The sequence below is a fragment of the Paenibacillus sp. FSL H3-0310 genome (assembly GCF_038002785.1).
GTDB lineage: Bacteria > Bacillota > Bacilli > Paenibacillales > Paenibacillaceae > Paenibacillus_AQ > Paenibacillus_AQ odorifer.
Genome location: NZ_JBBODC010000002.1, coordinates 695,236 through 715,282 on the forward strand (window position 1 = coordinate 695,236; position 20,047 = coordinate 715,282).

Genomic DNA, 20,047 nt, shown 5'->3' on the forward strand with positions numbered 1-20,047 from the left:
CGTCTAGTTTCCTTCAATTATAGCTGTGCAGGCATTTGCTGCGTAGTGCAGTGGACATTTCCGCCTTCGGTGATAACGGCCATTCCGTTAACTGTACGAATCTTGCGATCCGGGAACAAACCAGCCAGCACTTTCTCAGCAAGTGTATCCGTTTCTGTCGCGGTGCCGCCAAACACAGGCAAGATAATTCCGCCGTTCACGAAATAAAAGTTCAAATAACTGAGCGTCAGACGACTGCCGTCATGATCGACCCGTGGTGGCTGCTGAATCTTGATAATCTCCAGCTTACGCCCTTTGGCATCTGTAGTGTTCTCCAGAATACGCAGATTCTCTTGCGTAATCTCATAGTTCTCATCCTGCGGGTCCTCACAGACCTGGATAATAACTTTGCCTGGTGCAGCAAAACAAGCAATATTATCGACATGACCATCGGTTTCATCGCCACTAAGGCCACGTCTCAGCCAGATAATAGCTTCTGTACCTGTATAGTTCCGCACGTACTCTTCGATCTCTTCGCGCTTCAGCTCCGGGTTGCGGTTTAGGTTAAGCAGACACTCTTCTGTAGTAAGCAAAGTGCCTTCTCCATCCGTATGAATCGAGCCACCCTCCATCACAAGCGGTGCATCAAAACGGGTGATCTGCGCATGCTCCAGAATCTGCGGAGCCACTTTGTCATCCAAATCCCAAGGTGAATATTTACCGCCCCAAGCATTAAACTTCCAGTTCACACCTGCCATTTGTCCTTCTTTATTAACAATAAAGGTAGGTCCGTTATCACGCAGCCAAGCATCGCTATGCGCAATAGGCAGCAGCGTTACATTCGGTCCGCCGACCAAATGTTCTACCCGCTCCACATCCTCCGGGTTCACAATAACCGTGATCGGTTCAAACTCGGCGATGGCTGTGATAATGTCAGCATAACCTTGGCACACTGACTCGTGGTTGTCCGGGAAACACATAGATTCCTGCACCGGCCAGGAGATAAAAGTACGTTCATGCTTGCCCCATTCCGGTGGCATTGTATAGTTCAAATCTTTAGGATTCATGTGTTAACTACCTTTACTAATATATTTGGAGCCAGTTCTACCCCTAAAACTCCTTCCTCATCATACAATAATATGTTCTAGTGCTCAATTCCCTGGGACATTAATAATGTTGGAAGGAATTTTTTTTGTGCGCAGCCCCCATTTTGCAGTTAAAAAATTTAAGTTTCATCCGTTACAACGAAGCTAAATTTAATTATTTTAATATAAATCAGGATATCATTTAATAATTTTACTTATTTTAGTGATTCTATTTTCATTTCTAATGGATTTTATATAATTAGCTTAAAGGAGTGAGTTGCAATGGATGACATCGATCTTCAAATCTTGGAATTACTGAAAAGCAACGGCCGCATGACCAGTTCCGAAATTAGTAAAATCGTTCATTTATCCGTGCCTTCCATCACTGAAAGAATTCGTAAACTGGAGAATAACGGAGTGATTGATCAATTCACGGTCAAGTTAAACCGTAAGGCAATAGGACAAACCCTATTGGTATATATTTTCGTGCAGCTGCACGGCTCAGTTGAAACCCAACACTTCCGCACAACCATTATTCAATCGCCGCTAGTACTGGAATGTCATCATATCTCGGGGGAATACGACTATCTCTTGAAGGTGGGTCTACCGGACTTATCCGAATTGGAGGGTTTTATAACGCATACACTCAAGGCCAATCATGACATTGTAAGATCAAATACCGTATTTATTTTGTCCACGTTAAAAGAAGAATAGATAAAAGGAGTGAAGCCTTATGCCTTGGGAGTGGATGGCAAAAGGAATGCTGCTGGGGCTTTCTATTGCGGCTCCTTTAGGTCCTATCAGCATCTTATGCATCAAGAAAACCTTAAGCTCAGGTTTCAAAACTGGCCTATGCTGCGGCTTGGGAGCGGCCACAGCTGACGCAGTTTATGGTAGTATCGCCGGATTCGGCTTATCCGCCCTCACCGCTTTTTTGGTTGATTATAAAACGGTACTGCAAGCCTTGGGCGGGTTGTTTATTTGTTATCTTGGCATGAAGTCGCTGTTAGAACCCCCAGACACAGACAGCACAGCACCCAATTCCCCAAAAAGCTCACTGAATTCATACATAGTAACGCTGTTGCTGACGCTGTCCAATCCCATGACGATTATTTTTTTCCTTGGCATATTCAGCGCATCTGGCGTCCTTCTGTCTCATAGCAGCTCCAATATGCCGTTTCTAGTTAGTGGCGTCTTTCTGGGTTCCGCATTATGGTGGATGGGTTTGACAGGGAGCACTGCTTTGTTCAGAACCAACATAATGTTAGGACGGTCGAAACAGCTCATGTTCAACAAACTATCCGGATTGGTAATGTTGTCCTTTGGCATTGTCTCCCTTATTCAATCTCTCAATCTTCAGGAGTTCCTTTAAACGATCCCTCTCACTATACGGTAATCTTTTTTACCACATTGCCTTCAAAATCCTTAACGATAAATTCCCCGCCCTCTAGAACAGCATAGGAATTCGGATTATTCTCTTTAGGCAGCGATATGGAGCCGGGATTCAGCACATACACTCCCTCTTTTACATCGGCAACTGGTATATGGGTATGTCCCTGAATAAAAATATCCTTCTCGGAAAGCGCCGGCAAATGCTCAATGCTAAAGCCATGACCATGTGTAGCGTAAATCCGTCTGCCTTCGTGCAAAAGCATTATATAATCGCCCATCATCGGGAATTCCAGCAGCATTTGGTCTACCTCGGCGTCACAGTTTCCACGTACTGCGGTTATAGGCTTGTTTTTGTTATATGCATTAAGCTTATTAGCAACCTCTTGTGGGTTATATTCCTTCGGCAGCGGATTTCTTGGACCATGATATAAAAAGTCTCCTAGAATAATAAGACTGTCCGGCTGCTCTTCTTCTACCTTTTCCAAAGCCCGTTCCAGCCAAAATAAAGATCCGTGAATGTCGGAAATAAACATTAACTTCATCATGTATTCTCCTTTTCAACTTAACTTAAGTAAATATGCGCTTAGACAATAATCTTAACCTTGAACATACCACAACGCAAAGCGGACGTTCCCAAAGGAACGCCCTGCCCGCTATATCTTAACACTCACGGCAAATTCGAGGATCCCATCAAAAAGCGGTCTACTTCGCGCGCAGTCTGACGCCCTTCGTCAATAGCCCAGACTACAAGGCTTTGCCCGCGCCGCATATCGCCTGCTGTGAACACACCTTCTACATTGGTTGCTTGTGCTCCGAACTCTGCTTTGGCGTTCCCCCGCTCATCGCGTTTCACCCCAAGCTCGCCCAGTACAGCTTCTTCAGGCCCTGTGAATCCCAAAGCCAGTAATACCAGCTGCGCTTGCAGGGTCTCCTCACTGCCCGGCACTTCGACCGGTACCATTCGTCCTTGTTCATTACGAGTCCATTCAATGCGCACTGTACGCAGCTCCTGCACTTGCCCGCCCTCATCGCCGACAAACCGTTTCGTCGAAACCAGATAACGGCGTGGATCTTCTTGATACAGTGAAGCGGCCTCCTGCTGACCATAGTCCACTTTAAGCACCTTTGGCCATTCCGGCCAAGGATTGTTAGACTGACGTGTCAGCGGCGCCTGTGGCATAATTTCAAGCTGAGTCACACTGCGGCAGCCGTGACGGATCGAAGTGGCTACACAGTCTGTTCCAGTATCCCCACCGCCGATTACAACTACATCCTTACCTGCTGCTGATAAATATTCCCCATCGGCAAGCCCTGAATCCAGTAGGCTCTTTGTATTCAGCGTTAAAAACTCCATAGCTTGATGAATCCCACGCAGATCGCGTCCTTCTATCGGCAGATCACGTGCCTGTGTAGATCCACCACACAGTACTACAGCGTCATGCTCTGCCTTGAGCTGTGATGCAGGGAGATCTCGGCCGATCTCTGTTCGAGTTACGAAGGTAATGCCCTCAGCTGCAAGCAGATCCACCCGGCGCTGTACAGTCTTTTTATCCAGCTTCATGTTGGGAATACCATAGGTAAGCAGACCGCCAATCCGGTCCGCCCGTTCATACACAGTCACCGTATGTCCTGCCTTATTAAGCTGTGCCGCACAGGCAAGCCCCGCCGGACCTGAACCCACTACAGCTACCTTTTTACCCGTGCGATGAAGCGGCGGCTCAGGCACAATCCAGCCTTCTGCAAAACCTCTATCTACAATCGACTTCTCAATAGATTTAATGGTGACAGGTTTGCCATTCATCCCTACCGTACAAGAGCCTTCGCAAGGAGCGGGACAGACACGGCCTGTAAATTCAGGAAAGTTGTTAGTCTTATGCAGACGTTTCAGTGCTATCTCCCAATTTCCACGATAGACCATATCGTTCCATTCAGGAATCAAGTTGTGCAAAGGGCAGCCGGAAGCCATACCAGACAACAGACGTCCTACATGACAAAATGGCGTACCGCAATCCATACAACGCGCCCCTTGCTCGCGCAGCTTTTCTTCATCCATAGGTATCGAGAATTCATTCCAATTCTTAATTCGCTCCAATGCCTCACACTCGGAGGGTGTCTGTCGTTCAAACTCTAAAAATCCGGTTGCTTTCCCCATCTCTTTCATCCTCTCACCAAAGAAAAGTACTCTCTGTCACTTTCTGCTGTTATGCCACTCTAAAGCGCCAAAGTAAATGCCTTAATATTAGCATCCTAGATCTTTAACGAAAATGAGTAATGTCACCTTTTTATGTAAAATAAGAGCATCCATTCAAAAGAAAGTTCCACACAAAAAAGCACGCGGAGTACTGCACTCATTGAGCACAATACACTGCATGCTTTTGAAGAATTATCTGTAAAAAAACATCTAGTCCACCGTCAGCACTACCATTCCAATCCCGCTTACAGTTAGCTTATTACCCGTCAGATTCTGCGCAAGATCGGCTCCAAAAACTGTTTTCCATGCACCAAGCTGTGGCAGAAGCAAAGCCGTCTGTTCTACATTAGCATTAAAAAGCACATAGATATGCTTCGCCGCATCGCCTCCAGCATGGCCACGCAATGTATACGCTACCGAACTTACCGGTGCTTTTTCAAATACTAGATGATTCCGAATGTCATCTGCCGTTCGCATACGGAAAGCCGGATGTGCTTTACGCAAGGCAATTAGCTGCTTCAGATAAACCACATCATCTTGATGAGCAGCGCACAGTTCCCAATCCAATTGGTTGATCTTCACCGAGGATTTATAGCTGTTCTCTACCCCGTTTTTCGTGCGCATAAATTCCTGACCCGCATGGACAAAGGGGATTCCCTGACTCATGAACACTATCGCAGAAGCTAACCTATGCATAGATTGGCGCTGTTTGTCCGTCTGCCCTTGTGTGGACAGTAATATTTTATCCCATAACGTATGATTATCATGACATTCCACATAATTGACGGTTTGCTGAGGCTCCACGGCAAATTGTCCAATGCCTGGGGCATAAGCAATGCCTCCCGCGACCCCTGCCTTTATCGCAAGCTCCAATCCCATCATTCCGCTGATGAAACCCGGTTGATCATGCAGAAAAATATTCCCTTTAATGGCATCCCGGAAATCATCATTAAAATGTCCGATTCCCGGCAGAAGCGCAGCATTCTTCTGATGAGCGAGCCGCTCCATCGGCAACTCTGTCCCCATCATCCAACCTTCACCAATCGTCATGATGGACGGGTCAATCCCATCCAGACGACGCCGGATTTCCTCCATCGTGTCGAGATCAATCAAGCCCATCAGGTCAAAACGAAAACCATCGATATGGTATTCTTTGGCCCAATAAACTACGGATTCCACGATGAAGCTGGACATCATCAAGCGTTCTGAAGCCACGTCATTCCCGCAGCCAGAGCCATCCGACAGGCTTCCGTCTTGCTTGTAACGCAAATAATAGCCGGGAACCAGCTTGGTGAAATTCACACGATAGCCATCGTACACATGGTTGTAAACCACATCCATAATGACGCGGAGACCGCGATCATGAAGTGCTTGAATCATTGTTTTTAGTTCCCGGATACGCAGTCCAGGCACATATGGATCTGTAGCATAGGAGCCTTCTGGCACATTATAATTCTTCGGATCATAACCCCAGTTATAATGCGGTTCATCCAGCCTCGTCTCATCTACACTCTCTGTAGAATAATCATAGACAGGCAATAGCTGCACATGGGTTACACCGAGGATCGCGATATGATCGAGTCCAGTGAGAATACCCTCCGGTCCGCGGGTTCCTTCTTCCGCCAAAGCAAGATATTGTCCTTTATGGGTCATACCGCTTGCTGGATGAATGGATAAGTCTCGCAAATGAAGCTCATAAATGATGGCATCCACAGGATCATCCAAGGGTGGCTTATCTTCCGTCCACCGTTCCGGATCTGTTTTACGTAAATCTAAAATAGCTCCCCTATCACCGTTCACTCCTACAGCACGTGCATAAGGATCAACCGCCTCATTCCACTGTTCTCCAAGACGTACTCGGTAGGTATAGAACTTGCCATCTAAATCACCGTCAACTGTAATTCTCCACGTTCCCCGGACATCACGGATCATAGAATACTTACACTCTGCTGCTCCCTGCCATGAATTATAGAGTACCAGCTCCGCTTCTTGAGCGGTGGGCGCCCATAAACAAAAAGCTGAACTCCCCGGTGAGTACGTTAGGCCAAGATCGTCCCCATCATAGCTGAATAACTGATCAAACTCCTGAGCAAACACGGAAATCCCTCTAGTAGCCGCAGGATCCCCATAATAAATGGGTTCCTTCATTTCCCTTTGTACGGACAAAGCACCTATCCCCTTTTCCAGTTATTAACTGGATTATAGTATGATCGTCTAAGTAGTGCAAACGTTTGGACTCAAATTTTTCAAGCTATTTTGTCAGGACAATCCCTCTACCTCGATGCATCGTCAATATCTAGCCCAACCATCGTAATAATGTCTTTATTCGCAAAATACGGAATACGCCGTTCTTTCCCTAGAGTGACTCTACCGTCCTTGTACCGCACACCATTATCGTGAACAATCAGGTTAGCACGCTCTCCGTCCTCAAATCCCTCATATCCTATACCTAGTACCCAATGGTAGTCGTAAGTAAACTCACCTCTCCACCGCAGACGAAACCACTTATCAAATTTAACAGCCACAGGCCGGCCGGCATCAATTTCTGTTTTATATACTTCAAAATCATTAAACGTAGTAATAAGTAACTTTTGCTGATCCTTAGGTAAAATCACTGAATGGATATAGTTCTTCAGTCCTTTGGTAAAACGGCGCACACTCATCCCCCAAGGTCTTCCACCGTGATGGCTGTATATGTAATTAATATGAGCGGCTTTGGAAGGAAAATGACCTTTGCCCCGAATAAAGTCCGCTCCTAAATGGGTGTTCCAATACTCCGCTAACGCGGCCATCGTAGCTGGGCCACATGCAGAGGACGGGGATTCGACCCCAACCTCCCACTGTGTATATGGCTCCGCAGGCAGTTTCTTGCTAATCCGAGGCTGTCCATGCTTCATTCGGATAGATCCCCTCTTAAAGGGCTAGACTTAGGAGTACAATGTGGAGTTGCCTCCGGAAGTAGAATTACATTTGCACCGGCATCCAATTCTCCTTCTGCAGCTGCTGCCCCTTCCATTGTTGTCTCCCGTTCTTCTGTTTGCACTGTATCTTCCACATTTATCTCAGATTTACTACTATCAGGATTAATCTGCAGCGTGAAATAGAAATTAGAGCCCTCTCCTTCACTGCTCTCTACAGCGATAGCTCCGCCCATCAGCTCAACGAGCTTTTTACAAATTGCCAGCCCCAATCCGGTCCCGCCATATTTGCGATTAAACGAGGAATGCAGCTGATAAAAGGACTGAAACAGCCGATGCTGCTTCTCTAGAGGAATGCCGATCCCCGTATCCCTAACATTAAATTTCAAAGTTAATTTCTTTTGATCTGCGGACAGCTTCTGCTCTACGTAAATACTGATACTGCCCCGATCTGTAAACTTGATTGCATTGCTGACCAGATTGACCAATATCTGACGCAACCGCCCGGCATCGCCCATAATCAGTGGCGGGACTCCAGGTGCCATGCTGCATGATAACTGAATATTTTTCTCCAAAGCCTTAGCTGTAAATAGATCGATTACGCTGTCCAATACGGCTTGAAGCTGCACGGGCTCATTTACAATCATCATTTTTCCGGCTTCAATTTTGCTGTAATCCAGTATTTCATTCAAAATAGATAGGAGCGAGCTGCTGCTCTCCTTAATAATGTCAGTATATCCAAGCTGTTCTTCATCAAGCTCCGTCTCCGCCAGGAGATCCGTCATCCCTACAATTCCGTTCATCGGCGTACGGATTTCATGGCTCATAATAGCTAAGAACTCAGACTTAGCCTGGTCTGCTTTTTCTGCGGATTCCTTCGCCCGAATGATTTCCTTCTCATCCGTGATGTCCCGAAACACTACAACAACACCCTTCGGCTCCCCTTTATCAAACAGAGGGGTTACCTGGTATTCCGCAAGAAAGCTAGAACCGTCCTTACGCCACAAGACCGCATCTTTACTCTGATAAGATACACCTGACTTAATAGCCTTCATCAGTGGAGATTCCTGCGGCCGATAATGGCTCCCATCAAGCGCTATTTGCTGAATATGATCCAAATAAGGATGGCCCATAATTTCATCATGTTCATAGTCCAGCATTTGCAAACCTGCAGGGTTAATGAACGTCACCTTCTCCTCCATATCGAGTCCAAAGATGCCTTCTGAAACCGCATTTAAAATAAGGGTATACTCATTGCTAAGCTTCTCAATTTGTTCTGTATAACGGATGCGCTCTGTAATATCACGGGAAATCCCATACACACCCACTACTTGGTCATCTACAATGATCGGAATATTGGTAGTATTAATTTCTACAAAGTGTCCGTCTTTATGAATAAGCGTTAGATCATAGCTTTGAGGATAACCCTGGGCGGCTAAGTTAAAATGATACAACGTCTTCTCTATGTCCTTCTCATGCACAATGGGGCCAAAGTACATTCCGATCAGTTCCTCCAGAGAATACCCGGTCAACTTCTCCAAATTCGCATTGGCAGTCAAATAGTCTCCATGCAAATTCATAGAGTACACAGCAGATGGATTGTATTCAAACAATGATTTATACCGTTGCTCGCTCTCCTTAAGCTTGAACTCGAACTGCTTGCGCTCCGTAATTTCCCGCCCAATCGCTATAATCTCCATGACATTTCCCTCATCATCATAGGTATAACGACTGCTCGACTCGAACCAGACATAGGTGCCATTCTTATGGCGGTAGCGGTAAGCTACAGCCGGAATAACGCCAGAGCTGCGACTCTGCTCCATTAAACCTTGCATCATAACTAGATCATCGGGGTGAAGATAATTATAGGCGCTTGTCCCAACCATCTCTTCAGGTTCATAACCAAGCAAGGTACGGCTAGCTGAAGAACAATATAAGAAAACACTGTCTTTGACCGCATGACGCGAGATTAAATCCAGCGAATTCTCAGACATCAATCTATAATTGCGTTCACTTTGGCGAATTTGTTCTTCCATTTGCTGCTGCTGATCCCGATGATCCACCGTTTCCTGAGCTGCGATCTTTAGTTCCGTAATATCCTCGGCGTATACTATAATATACGAAGGGGCTTGTCCTGCTTCTGCTCCTAATCCAGAGAACATGAGAGACAGGCAAACGGGTTGACCTTCTTTGTTTAAAAAACAATGTTCCTTCTTCCAGCTGCCCGCTGGCGATTTCTGAAGCTCGTCCATTACTAATCTATAGGAGAGCTCTTTTGAATGTGCCTCTCTATTTTCCGATTCTGTAAAAAGAGCCCCGGCAAGAAACTCGGCCTCCGTAAAGCCAAGTAGATTGCAAAAAGCCGGATTGACTTTTATCCAGTTGAAATCGCCGTTATTCGAAAACAGTACGGCCATTCCTTCTGGAGACCTCATAAATGCATGATCCAGAATTGCGTTAAATTCTACCGAGCTGCCCATTTAAGCCAGACCTCCTTTGTTGCTAGTGCTAAAGCTCTCATACCTTCTTATGTCAGTATACGATAAGAGAACTGGGGAAAGAAATGTCTAGCGCATTATTTTAAATTGGAAATATTTAAATTTAAATTATTGACGCTAGCAAATAAACAACTTATATTTAAGAATAAATATATCGTTCGTGACCTATTACGATGGAAGCACCCGTAATAAAGGCTTTTGCCTTTGCTACGGGTGCTTTTTTGTTGTCTTCAGGGATACGGACAAAAGGAGGAGCGAATTAATGAACGCACTAAAGTCATTCCCCTTACTACTACTGGTGATCCTGCTATCGTTAAGCACATCAACAGAAGCTTTTGCTGCAGCAACGACTGAATTAACACCCTCTATTCAAGCGGCTTTTGATCTAACAGCTGCGACTGCCGACGGTCCTACAAGGATAAAGATGACTAATCTGTACAATGATTTATCTACTTTAAAGATGCAATACAATAATCGTGAGGAGCAGATCCGAACCCTTCACTATAATAATGAGCAAACACTGATTGCAGTACGTAAGCAAATTAAAGAGATTGATTTAGAAACCGTAGCTCAACTGGAGGCTACCGTTAAGAGCTGCAAACAGCACTATCAGCCCTTATTCGACCAGTACAATGCGCTTAATAAGCGTATCAAGATCGCCAAGGGTCTTAAAAACAAGACGTTGAATACCGTATTACAAGCCCAAGGTGATGCTATGAAGATCCTGGTTCAGTTGGCACGCAAAGAAATTAGCGACAGACAGAATCAGTTGAATGCAGCGAAACAGACACGTACCCGAAAGATAACCTATGCCCGCAAAACCTTGTCTGGCATTGATAGTCCACAGGTCTCAATTAAATCAAACAAAAGCGTAGTCACCTCATTGAATAAACGGATTTCCGCAGATTGGAGTGACTTCAAAGCAGCGATTCGCAAGCAAAACCTTACATTAACCACTCAGTCTCTGTCCTCACTCGTCTCCGGTTACCGCCAAATCGCAACACACAAGCAAAAAATCATAGAATTAGAACAAAAGATTTCTGCTGTCATTGCAAATACGAGGAAACAGATCATTTAACGGACTTTTTCTTCTCATTCGCTCTGCGGTAAGCCATTACTTTGCGGTACATGCTTTTATCAGAAAGATGTTTAAAAATATACGGGTCCGGACTAGTATTCACTTCAATAATCCAAGGCGTCATGGATCTATCCAATCCTACATCGACACCAATCTGTCTAAACCCAGGATATTTCTTATGGTAGAAACGTCCGGTATCTTCTCCTAGCTTTCTCAGGATCTTAAGCATTTGCGCTTGCTGAGCTTCGTTCAGATAAGGAGACAGCAGCTTTTCCATAGCAGTTAGTTTGCCGCCGCTATGATAGTTGGTAACAATCTTACCTTTCTCAGCTACCCGACCGATCAGACCGGTAGTTTCCCATTTGCCCTGCGGGCTGAGCTGGACCATCACACGGATATCAAAGCGGTGTTTCCCGTGCTTTAGCAAAACTATTCCTCTCTGGATCAGGTAACTACGTCCACGCGTTGCTTTCTTTAAAGATAAATGGAAGGCGTCGAAGGTTCTAAAGGTTTTGAGTCTTGTTCCACTTTGGTACTTATATTCTGTTCCATGAGCCTCTCTACTCTGCTCAACCTTCATCACACCATTGCCATAGGTACCGTATTCCGGTTTAACATAAACCATTCCATATTTCAGCAGCATAGCTTTCAGATTGACTTTACTGAATTTTATCGTTTCGGGAATCAACGGTGAAATTTCAGCGCTTCGCATGAGCACCTTGGTTTTAATCCATTTGCTGGTCAATGCAGACTTTAACTTCTTTCCCAACTGTCCTCTCCCCTGTCCCTCAAAAAATAATCACGGCCTTAGTAAGCCTTAGTATTTTATGCTGCAACTGTACAAATGGCATGAGTGAAACGCCCTCTCCGCTTTCGGATGTATCTACTGTTTACTGTGTTGCATATGGTGGAAGAGGATATCCATTAGCGGATAAAAGGAGGCGTGAACCATGCACATTTGTATCATTGCACCGGAGCAGTTCCCAGTTCCGGGAGACGGTTCTGTAGAAATCTGCATTTGGGCCATTGCCAGAAGACTGGCGGAGAGACATAAGGTAACCATTGTTAGTCGGAAGGTACCTGGACTACCTGCTGCCATTATATTGGAGCAGGTCAGAATTATCCGATTGCCTGCAAGCACCCCAGCCCATTATCTTACTTCGGTATTAGAATACATTCAGAAAGAATCCTTTGACATCATTCAGGTTGATAATCGCCCCCATCTTATGTCTGCTGTAAAGAAGCAGCTTCCTCATATCCCGGTATTTCTGTTCCTGCACTCGCTTACCTTCACACCGGGTACAGATAAAGTGGCCAATGCCTTGGCAAAAGCGGATCTGATCATTGCCAACAGCCACTCCTTACAGCGAAGATTAGATCGCCGCTTCCCGAAACTGACCACAGGGATTCATATTGTCTTATTGGGAGCTGATCTTGACCGGTTTACCCCTGTGCAGATATCTGAAAAACAACAGCTTCGTAGTTTCTACAAACTCCCGCAGACCTTCACAGTTTTGTTCGTGGGTCGGGTTATACCCCGCAAAGGAGTGCCTATATTAATCCGTGCTATGTCGCATTTAAACAAACACCTCCCCGCTCATCTGGTCATCGCCGGCAAAGGCAAACCGTCGTACATACGGCAGTTGAAGCTCCTTGCACGGCGGCTGAGAGTGTCTGTTACTTTTCTAGGAAATGTGGCTCATGAGAATATTCACACCCTTTATCAGGCGGCAGACTGCTTTGTATGCCCTTCCCAGAATCATGAATCCTTCGGCCTTGTTAATGTAGAAGCTATGGCCTCCGGTCTACCTGTTATCGCTTCTAATAATGGGGGCATCCGAGAGATTGTCGCCTCTGGCCATAACGGTTATCTGGTAGAACGATATCGCGAGTCTTTACCCTTTGCCCGGCATTTGCTGCGGATAGCCCGCCATCCACAATTGGCAGTTACCATCGGATCACAAGGGAGAGCAGATGCGCTTGAAGCCTTCAATTGGCAGCGAACCGCAAACCATTTAGAACAGTTGTATCAAGCTTCTGCAACACCACAGCAAGGGTACAGAACTCTTGCAGATGGAATGCAATTGTAGACTCACCCAAAGTAGGGGCCTCCTAAGCCATCAACTGGCTGCTGGGTCCCTTTCTTTTTGGAGCTTGCTTGAGCTAAACACCAATCTCCGAATGAATTAGGTAACATATGCGCATACAAGGTAGCTATCGGACACAGCTGACCCCAAACGCAGCTTTATCCCTCATTTGCAATGCTAAGGACCCTATAACCCCTATTGGCATGAAAAATGCCCCATATGAACGTCATCCATAGGAATAACGCCAGTGGAGTCCGCAAGCATGTTCCAAGAGCCAAGAACTAACAAATAACGTCATATCGGTCCATAAGCCTCAGAGGAGGATTATTACTCCACGATGCAGACAGGCCATGAGCAACAACAAAAAGCAGCGATCCTCCCTCACGGGAGAATCGCTGCTTTTCTTTTTTCCTTATTTTACAATAAATAGTAAGTTTCATTCAAATCAATTGAATAACTGTAAGCACAAGCCCTACGACAAACCCGCATAAAGCTCCGTTCACACGAATCCATTGCAGGTCTTTACCCACTTTATCTTCCAGCATATTCACTAGACTAGCGTCATCCATGCTGTCCAGATTCTCTTTTACCAAAAGACCTATTCTGTAGTGGTTAGCCTCTACAAAGGCAATTAGCGAAGCGCGAATCCGCTCTTCCCAGCTGCTGATCCATTCTTGTTCCTTGCCAATACGACGTACAAGCAGGGTATATAACGTGAACAGCTTGCGTCCGCCAGCCGCCCGATCTTCCTCCAATAGGGAAATTGCTTTGCTGCGAATGTTCTCCAATTGCGCATGCAGGAATTCGGTTGCTGCTTCGCCTTCAATCTCATTCAGTGCCCATTCTTTTAATGAAGCCAGTCTAGCCTCGTCATTAACAATCTGGAACAGGGCCACTCGAATCTCGCGGATAATCTCTTCACGGTATGGGCTATCCTCTTCCCGAAAATCGCGGATACCGGACTGCAACATACCTTGCAGCATTTCACCAAGCATATCTGCATCCATAAACCCGACAAAAGCCTGAAAAGCCATACCTTTAAGTCCGCCAAGCTTCACTTCAGCCAATTTCTCGCTGGCAATCTTGCCCAGCATAGCCTTCGTTTCAGGACGTCCGCTCCAAGTAGACACCCCTTCCAGCGCATAGTCCAGAGCAGCTACATCTTTACCGTCATTCATTAACTTAGTAACTATTTTATCAGCCGCAACGCCAAGCTCAGCTTCACGAACATATTCGGAGGCTGCCTTTTGCAGAAACGGTACTGCCTTCTCTACCGGAAGACGAGACACGAATTCGCCAAGCTGCTCCAATATTTGTACTCTTGCCTTCTTTTTACTAAAGAACTTTGTCAGTAGCTTGGAGCCCATTGATATAAAGCCAAACTTACGCAGCTTGTTCTCAATGCTTTCCTTGTTAAGAAGCTCAGTCTCCATCGCGGTGATTAGTGATTGGATGATCTTATCGCGATTCTTGAGCAGTAGTGAGGTGTGTGGAATACGTAGCCCCATCGGATGGCGGAACAGCGCCGTTACCGCGAACCAGTCGGCAATCCCCCCCACCAAACCGGCCTCGAAACCACCTCTCAGTAGAATCACGGCTAGATTTTCAGGTAGAAACAGTGTAATCAGAAACCCACATGCCATAAAGGCGAGTGACATGGTGGCTAAGTTTTTGGATCTCATAAATAGTCCCCTTTACATAAGCAGCTGCCGATGTCCTTACACAGGAAAAATACCGTCGGGTCACGTTCCACGAACATAAGCTGACGATAGATTCGGCTAGTCGGTTAGTTTGATAACTATTGTACCACGACTGAACTATTATCTAAAAATATACTGTAAAAACCTCTTATCTCTTGTTGGACGTTCATTATTGTACAGTTGCATGAAAATGGTTTTTGGTTTTCAGAATATTAATGATAAGATACAAGTAACGTTTCAATCCCCCTTAAAAAGTACCACTTTACCTGGAAAAGGAGCTCATACAATATGCTGATTGCTTTAGATATGGATGGAACATTACTGAACGAAGAAGGAAACATCAGTCCAAAAAACCGCGAAGCTATTATAAAAGCTCAGAAACTAGGTCACATTGTTATCATTGCCACAGGCCGCTCTTTTATGGATGCAGAACGTCAGCTTCGGCTAGCGGATCTGGAATGTCCTGTAGTCAGTCTAAATGGCGCAGTCGTCACATTATCTGATCGCACCCTCGCGGCAAGCACGCCGCTGAATAAAGCAGACATCATTCCCGCTCTGCGCTGGATGAACGAAATTCCGGACTTGTATTACGAGGTATACACTGAGGATAACGTTTATGTAGAGCTGAACAAACGTGTACGGTTAGAGAAATTATCTGCACTAAGCGATGAAGAAGTTCCTGAAGAAGTCAGTTGGTTGCTGAAAGCAATGATAGATCAACAGTTTCAACAAGCAGCGGTAACCTATGTGGAGAGTATGGAAGAGGTGTGGAGCAAGGAGGAAAATGTTATTTATAAAACATTGGCTTTTTCTCTAAACCGAGAGCTGCTCAAGGAAGCTTCCACCCGCTTCGCAGCTATTCCGGGCTTAATTATTACCGCCTCCCATGTAAATAATATCGAGATTAACCATGAAGAGGCCAACAAAGGCTCCGGTGTAACCATGCTTGCTGACCATTATGGTATCCCGCTAGCGGATGTAGCTGTCATGGGCGACAGTTATAACGATCAGCCAATGTTCGAGAAGGCCGGCTACCGGATTGCTATGGCTAACGCAGCGCCAATTCTTAAGGAAATGGCTGAATTCATCACCACCAGTAATGAGGAAGACGGAGTCGCGGCAGGAATTGAGCATCTTTTGAAAAGAAATTCTAAAGAATAATTTCTGCATAAAGCAGCGGATGCACAAATAGCACCGTGGGCAGTTCTGCTCACGGTGCTATTTGTGGGTTTATTTTTGCTGGGTAGGGGTCTTCCATCACACTTTAGGTTTAGGTTATGGCGTGCCTATAGCTTACTTGTGGCTTACCTATAGCTTACTTATCGCTTTCCTGTAGCTTACTGTGGCTTGCCTATAGCTTACTTATCGCTTTCCTGTAGTTTACTGTGGCTTGCCTATTGCATCTCCGTCCTCTTAATAATTAGTTGTACTTCGTACAGTTAAATGCCCTCTTTTAGGCGCTAATTCGGATTTAATTGCACTCTGTACACTTATATTCAACAAATCTATTCAAAACGCAAAAATTCGCGATTTTTAACTGTACAAACTACATCTAAATCGCAAGACATTCGCTACTCCACGAAATAGTTGCACTGAATACATCTATTTCACTTCAGCCGGTCAATCTCCCCATGTCTACAACTGCCTCCGGGTTAAAGCGAACTACCTTTCCATTCATCCCAAATCATCAAGGAAGCTGTCCTCCCCCTCCCATTCGGCAGACACTCGTACGTAGTCATCCACCTCAGGAAATTCCAACAGTTCAATAATAATCAATTCGAGCGCTGTAATGGCCCGCAGTCCATGCTTCGTACCAGCAGGTACCGTGACCGTGTCCCCGGCGGCAACCGCATGAAGATGGCCATTCATCCGGTATTCTCCATTTCCAGAAAGAAAAGACCAAACTTCTTTAGTATGCCGATGAAAATGGTAGCTGGTGTGCTCGCCTGCCAAAATGGTTATTTTAGAGGTCGTAACCTCAATACCTGCCGCCGTACGAGAGAAGTCCAAAATGCGTGATGTGCCCCAGCGTTTTTCTTCAATCATCGGCTTCGCCGCATGGCCCTCCAGCTTCTGCTTAATTCGTTTTGCCTGCTCTATCCCAGCAACCAAAATGCCATCTGGCCCCGACGCCACGATTAAACCAGGAGCGCCGATGATATGCACAGGACAAGAGAGTTCGTTGATCAAATGGGTACCTTTTGAATCCTCAGAAATACTCCCACTGCCAATTACTCTTCCTTGCAAATGGGGAACAAGTGCATCCCAGCTGCCAATATCCGCCCACACCCCAATATAGGGGATGACTACCGCTCGCCGCGTGTGTTCTAGCACCTCATAGTCAAAGCTTCGTTCTGGCAATTGATCATAATGCTCCATAAATTCCATGTAATCTACTGGAAGATCCCGTTCCACCATACTTGAGAGCAAGTACCCTAATGAGCAGGAAAACACGCCGCAATTCCACAGTCCTCCCTGAGAAATGAACTCGACGGCTGTCGATTCGTTCGGTTTCTCTGCAAACTGCTTAACATTTAAAAAAGACGTCCCCCCTACCCCAGACCCTTCACCCGGCAGAATATAACCGAACTGTGTAGAAGGAAATTCAGGTAAAACACCAATCAAAGCAATGTCCGCTTGTGATTCGGCAAGCACACTCGGAAATTGATGAAGCTGCTTAAAAAAAGAAGCCTCCACATACGAATCCACCGGAATGACCACTACGATCTCTTTTGAGTCCATACCCTTCACAGAATGCAGATAACTCGCCGCCAGAGCTACTGCAGTAAAAGTCCCCCGTTTCTGCGGCTCTGCTAATAAAGGGACTTGAGCACCAACGGATTTGCGAGTAATCTCCACCTGACTGCGATGAGTCACAATGCAGCTTGAATCCAACAAACCTACTTCTTCCAGCCCTCTGCATACCCGTTCGATCATCGACTCCACACCGCCAGCTTCTGTTGGAAGCAGCCTTAAAAAAGCTTTTGACCTGATCTCATTTGATAGCGGCCACAACCGCTTCCCCGATCCCCCTGAAAGGAGTACGATCTGCAACCCTATCGCCCCCCTGCGCTGGATTTAGCCCCCGGTATTCTCACATACCCCTTTCGTTTATGAAAAGACAATGATCTATACTTCTCAGCCAGCTGATTCACTTTCTGCTTGGATAGCTGTCCTGCATTCATATGGAGACCTTTATTACGCGCTTTTTGAATCTTCATTCCCTCGCGATTCTTCGAATACAGGTAATTGGCATAGGTTTCGAATTCAGAAAAGGCAAATTGCTTGGAGCGGTTCATACTGTGTAAAATAGCTCGATACCAAGGCATTTGGTGTTTTGCTTCTATCTCTCTTTTCATTTGAGCCAATTGACTGCGTTCAAACAGCATGTAATGGGTCACAAATGATGATTTTGCGGTCACCTTGCGGCCCATGAGTTTCCTATAGGTTACAAAATACTGTGGTTGGCTCCAGTTCCGGCTGTAAAAGAGTGTCTTGCCATTGGCCCGAAAATGGTGGGGGGTGATCAGAACGGTATCGGCATCAATGACCAAAAAATAATCCGCCGTGCAGAGCTTGTCGCCATTCAGCTTCAGCAGCTGTTGGAATAGCCAGCCGGAACGTTCCCAGGTGCGTGAGCGGTAATGAATGTCTTTTTTCGTAATCGGCAGCACCGTATTCTCGTCAATAAAGGTACAGCCTTTTGTGCGGCAGAACTCAATCATCCGTTTCTTTTTGGGGGCAACAATTAATATCCGGCCGATGGGATGCTTAACCTGCTTTCTAACAGCGTCAATCACATGGGGAAGGGTCTGTAAATCTTTTTCAATCGCGGGAATCAGTACATCTATAGTAACGGCATGTCTGATGCGGGCCTTACTGGGCGAGGGCATAGGGTCATCTCCATATCATGTTTTTGCTTTAGGATATGAGCATGATAGGAAAAGGGAATGGGCATCACAGAATTGTTCAGGAGAGTGGCAAATGTACGCTGGGCAAGCCTGCGATGCGCGAGGCAGAAATTTTTATATTATAAAAATAGAAGCAGACCTGCACCCGGCGCCCTTTACTGGGGCAAATATGCCTCTCTTTTCGCTTATGGAGGCGGATTTGCCCTTTTCTAGGGCATTTTTGCCTCTCTTCTACGTCGCAGCTCCTCTTCTGCTCATTTCTAGGGCATATATGCCTCTCTTTTCGCTTACGGAGGCGGATTTGCCCTTATTTAGGGCATTTTTGCCTCTCTTCCACGTCGCTGCTCCTCTTCTGCTTCTTTTTAGGGCAAATATGCCCCTCTTTTCGCTTATGGGGGCGGATTCACCCTTTTCTAGGGCATTTTTGCCTCTCTTCCACGTCGCAGCTCCTCTTCTGCTCATTTCTAGGGCATATATGCTTCTCTTTTCGCTTATGGGGGTGGATTTGCCCTTATTTAGGGCATTTTTGCCTCTCTTCCACGTCGCTGCTCCTCTTCTGCTTCTTTCTGGGGCATATATGCCTCTCTTTTCGCTTACAGAGGCGGATTTGCCCTTATTTAGGGCATTTTTGCCTCTCATTCCGCCCACGCAGCCACTTTCCATCCAATCTACGGGATTTATACCGTACATTCCGTCCACGCAGCCACATTCCAGCCTATCTGTGGGATTTATACCGTACATTCCGCCCACGCAGCCACAATCCAGCTAATCTACGGGATTTATACCGTACATTCCGTCCACGTAGCCACATTCCAGCCTATCTACGGGATTTATACCGTACATTCCGCCCACGCAGCCACATTCCAGCTAATCTACGGGATTTTTACCGCACATTCCGCCCACGCAGCCATATTCCAGCTAATCTACGGGATTTTTACCGTACATTCCGCTCACGCAGCCACATTCCAGCTAATCTACGGGATTTATACCGTACATTTCGCCCACGCAGCCACATCCCAGCTAATCTACGGGATTTATACCGTACATTTCGCCCACGCAGCCACATCCCAGCTTATCTACGGGATTTATACCGTACATTTCGCCCACGCAGCCACATCCCAGCTTATCTACGGGATTTATACCGTACATCCCGCCCACGCAGCCACTTTCCATCCAATCTACGGGATTTATACCGTACATTCAGTCCA

Annotated in this window: 17 protein-coding genes; 5 read left to right on the forward strand and 12 right to left on the reverse strand. The window is 46.0% G+C overall.

Annotation, left to right across the window (positions count from 1 at the left end; translation table 11 throughout):
- Nucleotides 1-17: 17 nt before the first annotated feature.
- Nucleotides 18-1,046, reverse strand: coding sequence for an agmatine deiminase family protein (locus tag MHH63_RS22510; RefSeq protein WP_076302297.1), 1,029 nt, complete (start codon nucleotides 1,044-1,046; stop codon nucleotides 18-20).
- Nucleotides 1,047-1,346: 300 nt separating this feature from the next.
- Here MHH63_RS22510 and MHH63_RS22515 point away from each other — a divergent pair, with 300 nt between their 5' ends.
- Nucleotides 1,347-1,778, forward strand: coding sequence for an Lrp/AsnC family transcriptional regulator (locus tag MHH63_RS22515; RefSeq protein ID WP_076124705.1), 432 nt, complete (start codon nucleotides 1,347-1,349; stop codon nucleotides 1,776-1,778).
- A 19-nt stretch (nucleotides 1,779-1,797) separates the two neighbouring features.
- The gene (locus tag MHH63_RS22520; protein ID WP_076302296.1) at nucleotides 1,798-2,436 is read left to right on the forward strand and encodes a LysE family translocator; all 639 of its coding nucleotides are present in this window, start codon (nucleotides 1,798-1,800) and stop codon (nucleotides 2,434-2,436) included.
- Between the two features lie 13 nt (nucleotides 2,437-2,449).
- On the opposite strand, the gene yfcE is transcribed toward MHH63_RS22520, so the two are convergent.
- From yfcE to MHH63_RS22545, 5 genes are all read right to left on the reverse strand, one after another.
- Nucleotides 2,450-2,998 carry a phosphodiesterase gene (gene yfcE / locus MHH63_RS22525; protein WP_076185584.1) on the reverse strand — a complete coding sequence of 183 codons (549 nt, stop codon included), beginning with the start codon at nucleotides 2,996-2,998 and terminating at the stop codon, nucleotides 2,450-2,452.
- A gap of 125 nt (nucleotides 2,999-3,123) precedes the next feature.
- The gene (locus MHH63_RS22530; RefSeq protein ID WP_340887821.1) at nucleotides 3,124-4,608 is read right to left on the reverse strand and encodes a glutamate synthase subunit beta; all 1,485 of its coding nucleotides are present in this window, start codon (nucleotides 4,606-4,608) and stop codon (nucleotides 3,124-3,126) included.
- A gap of 249 nt (nucleotides 4,609-4,857) precedes the next feature.
- The gene (gene pulA / locus MHH63_RS22535; RefSeq protein ID WP_341172127.1) at nucleotides 4,858-6,813 is read right to left on the reverse strand and encodes a type I pullulanase; all 1,956 of its coding nucleotides are present in this window, start codon (nucleotides 6,811-6,813) and stop codon (nucleotides 4,858-4,860) included.
- A 107-nt stretch (nucleotides 6,814-6,920) separates the two neighbouring features.
- Complete coding sequence (locus MHH63_RS22540; protein ID WP_076185575.1) at nucleotides 6,921-7,544, reverse strand: C39 family peptidase; 624 nt, start codon at nucleotides 7,542-7,544, stop codon at nucleotides 6,921-6,923.
- Nucleotides 7,541-10,045 carry a PAS domain S-box protein gene (locus tag MHH63_RS22545; protein ID WP_341172128.1) on the reverse strand — a complete coding sequence of 835 codons (2,505 nt, stop codon included), beginning with the start codon at nucleotides 10,043-10,045 and terminating at the stop codon, nucleotides 7,541-7,543. The genes MHH63_RS22540 and MHH63_RS22545 overlap by 4 nt, the downstream gene beginning before the upstream one ends.
- Nucleotides 10,046-10,325: 280 nt before the next feature.
- Between MHH63_RS22545 and MHH63_RS22550 the strand changes: the two genes are divergently transcribed.
- Nucleotides 10,326-11,141, forward strand: coding sequence for a hypothetical protein (locus MHH63_RS22550; RefSeq protein ID WP_076220534.1), 816 nt, complete (start codon nucleotides 10,326-10,328; stop codon nucleotides 11,139-11,141).
- Here MHH63_RS22550 and MHH63_RS22555 read toward each other — a convergent pair.
- Complete coding sequence (locus MHH63_RS22555; RefSeq protein WP_232061115.1) at nucleotides 11,134-11,910, reverse strand: YheC/YheD family protein; 777 nt, start codon at nucleotides 11,908-11,910, stop codon at nucleotides 11,134-11,136. The two genes, MHH63_RS22550 and MHH63_RS22555, sit on opposite strands and share 8 nt — an antisense overlap.
- A gap of 181 nt (nucleotides 11,911-12,091) precedes the next feature.
- Here MHH63_RS22555 and MHH63_RS22560 point away from each other — a divergent pair, with 181 nt between their 5' ends.
- The gene (locus MHH63_RS22560) at nucleotides 12,092-13,231 is read left to right on the forward strand and encodes a glycosyltransferase family 4 protein (protein WP_341172129.1); all 1,140 of its coding nucleotides are present in this window, start codon (nucleotides 12,092-12,094) and stop codon (nucleotides 13,229-13,231) included.
- Between the two features lie 437 nt (nucleotides 13,232-13,668).
- Here MHH63_RS22560 and MHH63_RS22565 read toward each other — a convergent pair whose 3' ends face one another.
- Nucleotides 13,669-14,910, reverse strand: coding sequence for a DUF445 domain-containing protein (locus MHH63_RS22565; protein ID WP_341172130.1), 1,242 nt, complete (start codon nucleotides 14,908-14,910; stop codon nucleotides 13,669-13,671).
- Between the two features lie 306 nt (nucleotides 14,911-15,216).
- Between MHH63_RS22565 and MHH63_RS22570 the strand changes: the two genes are divergently transcribed.
- A complete protein-coding gene (locus tag MHH63_RS22570) occupies nucleotides 15,217-16,089 on the forward strand; it encodes a Cof-type HAD-IIB family hydrolase (RefSeq protein WP_076124725.1) in 873 nt (290 codons plus the stop codon).
- 513 nt (nucleotides 16,090-16,602) lie between these two features.
- Here the strand turns inward: MHH63_RS22570 and MHH63_RS22575 are convergent.
- From MHH63_RS22575 to MHH63_RS22590, 4 genes are all read right to left on the reverse strand, one after another.
- The gene (locus MHH63_RS22575; protein WP_341143746.1) at nucleotides 16,603-17,982 is read right to left on the reverse strand and encodes a sugar phosphate nucleotidyltransferase; all 1,380 of its coding nucleotides are present in this window, start codon (nucleotides 17,980-17,982) and stop codon (nucleotides 16,603-16,605) included.
- A gap of 2 nt (nucleotides 17,983-17,984) precedes the next feature.
- Nucleotides 17,985-18,821 carry a DUF6492 family protein gene (locus MHH63_RS22580; protein ID WP_248549146.1) on the reverse strand — a complete coding sequence of 279 codons (837 nt, stop codon included), beginning with the start codon at nucleotides 18,819-18,821 and terminating at the stop codon, nucleotides 17,985-17,987.
- A 249-nt stretch (nucleotides 18,822-19,070) separates the two neighbouring features.
- Nucleotides 19,071-19,580, reverse strand: coding sequence for a hypothetical protein (locus MHH63_RS22585; protein ID WP_341172131.1), 510 nt, complete (start codon nucleotides 19,578-19,580; stop codon nucleotides 19,071-19,073).
- Between the two features lie 279 nt (nucleotides 19,581-19,859).
- On the reverse strand, nucleotides 19,860-20,039 hold the full coding sequence (locus MHH63_RS22590) for a hypothetical protein (RefSeq protein WP_341172132.1): 180 nt from the start codon (nucleotides 20,037-20,039) through the stop codon (nucleotides 19,860-19,862).
- Nucleotides 20,040-20,047 lie beyond the last annotated feature (8 nt).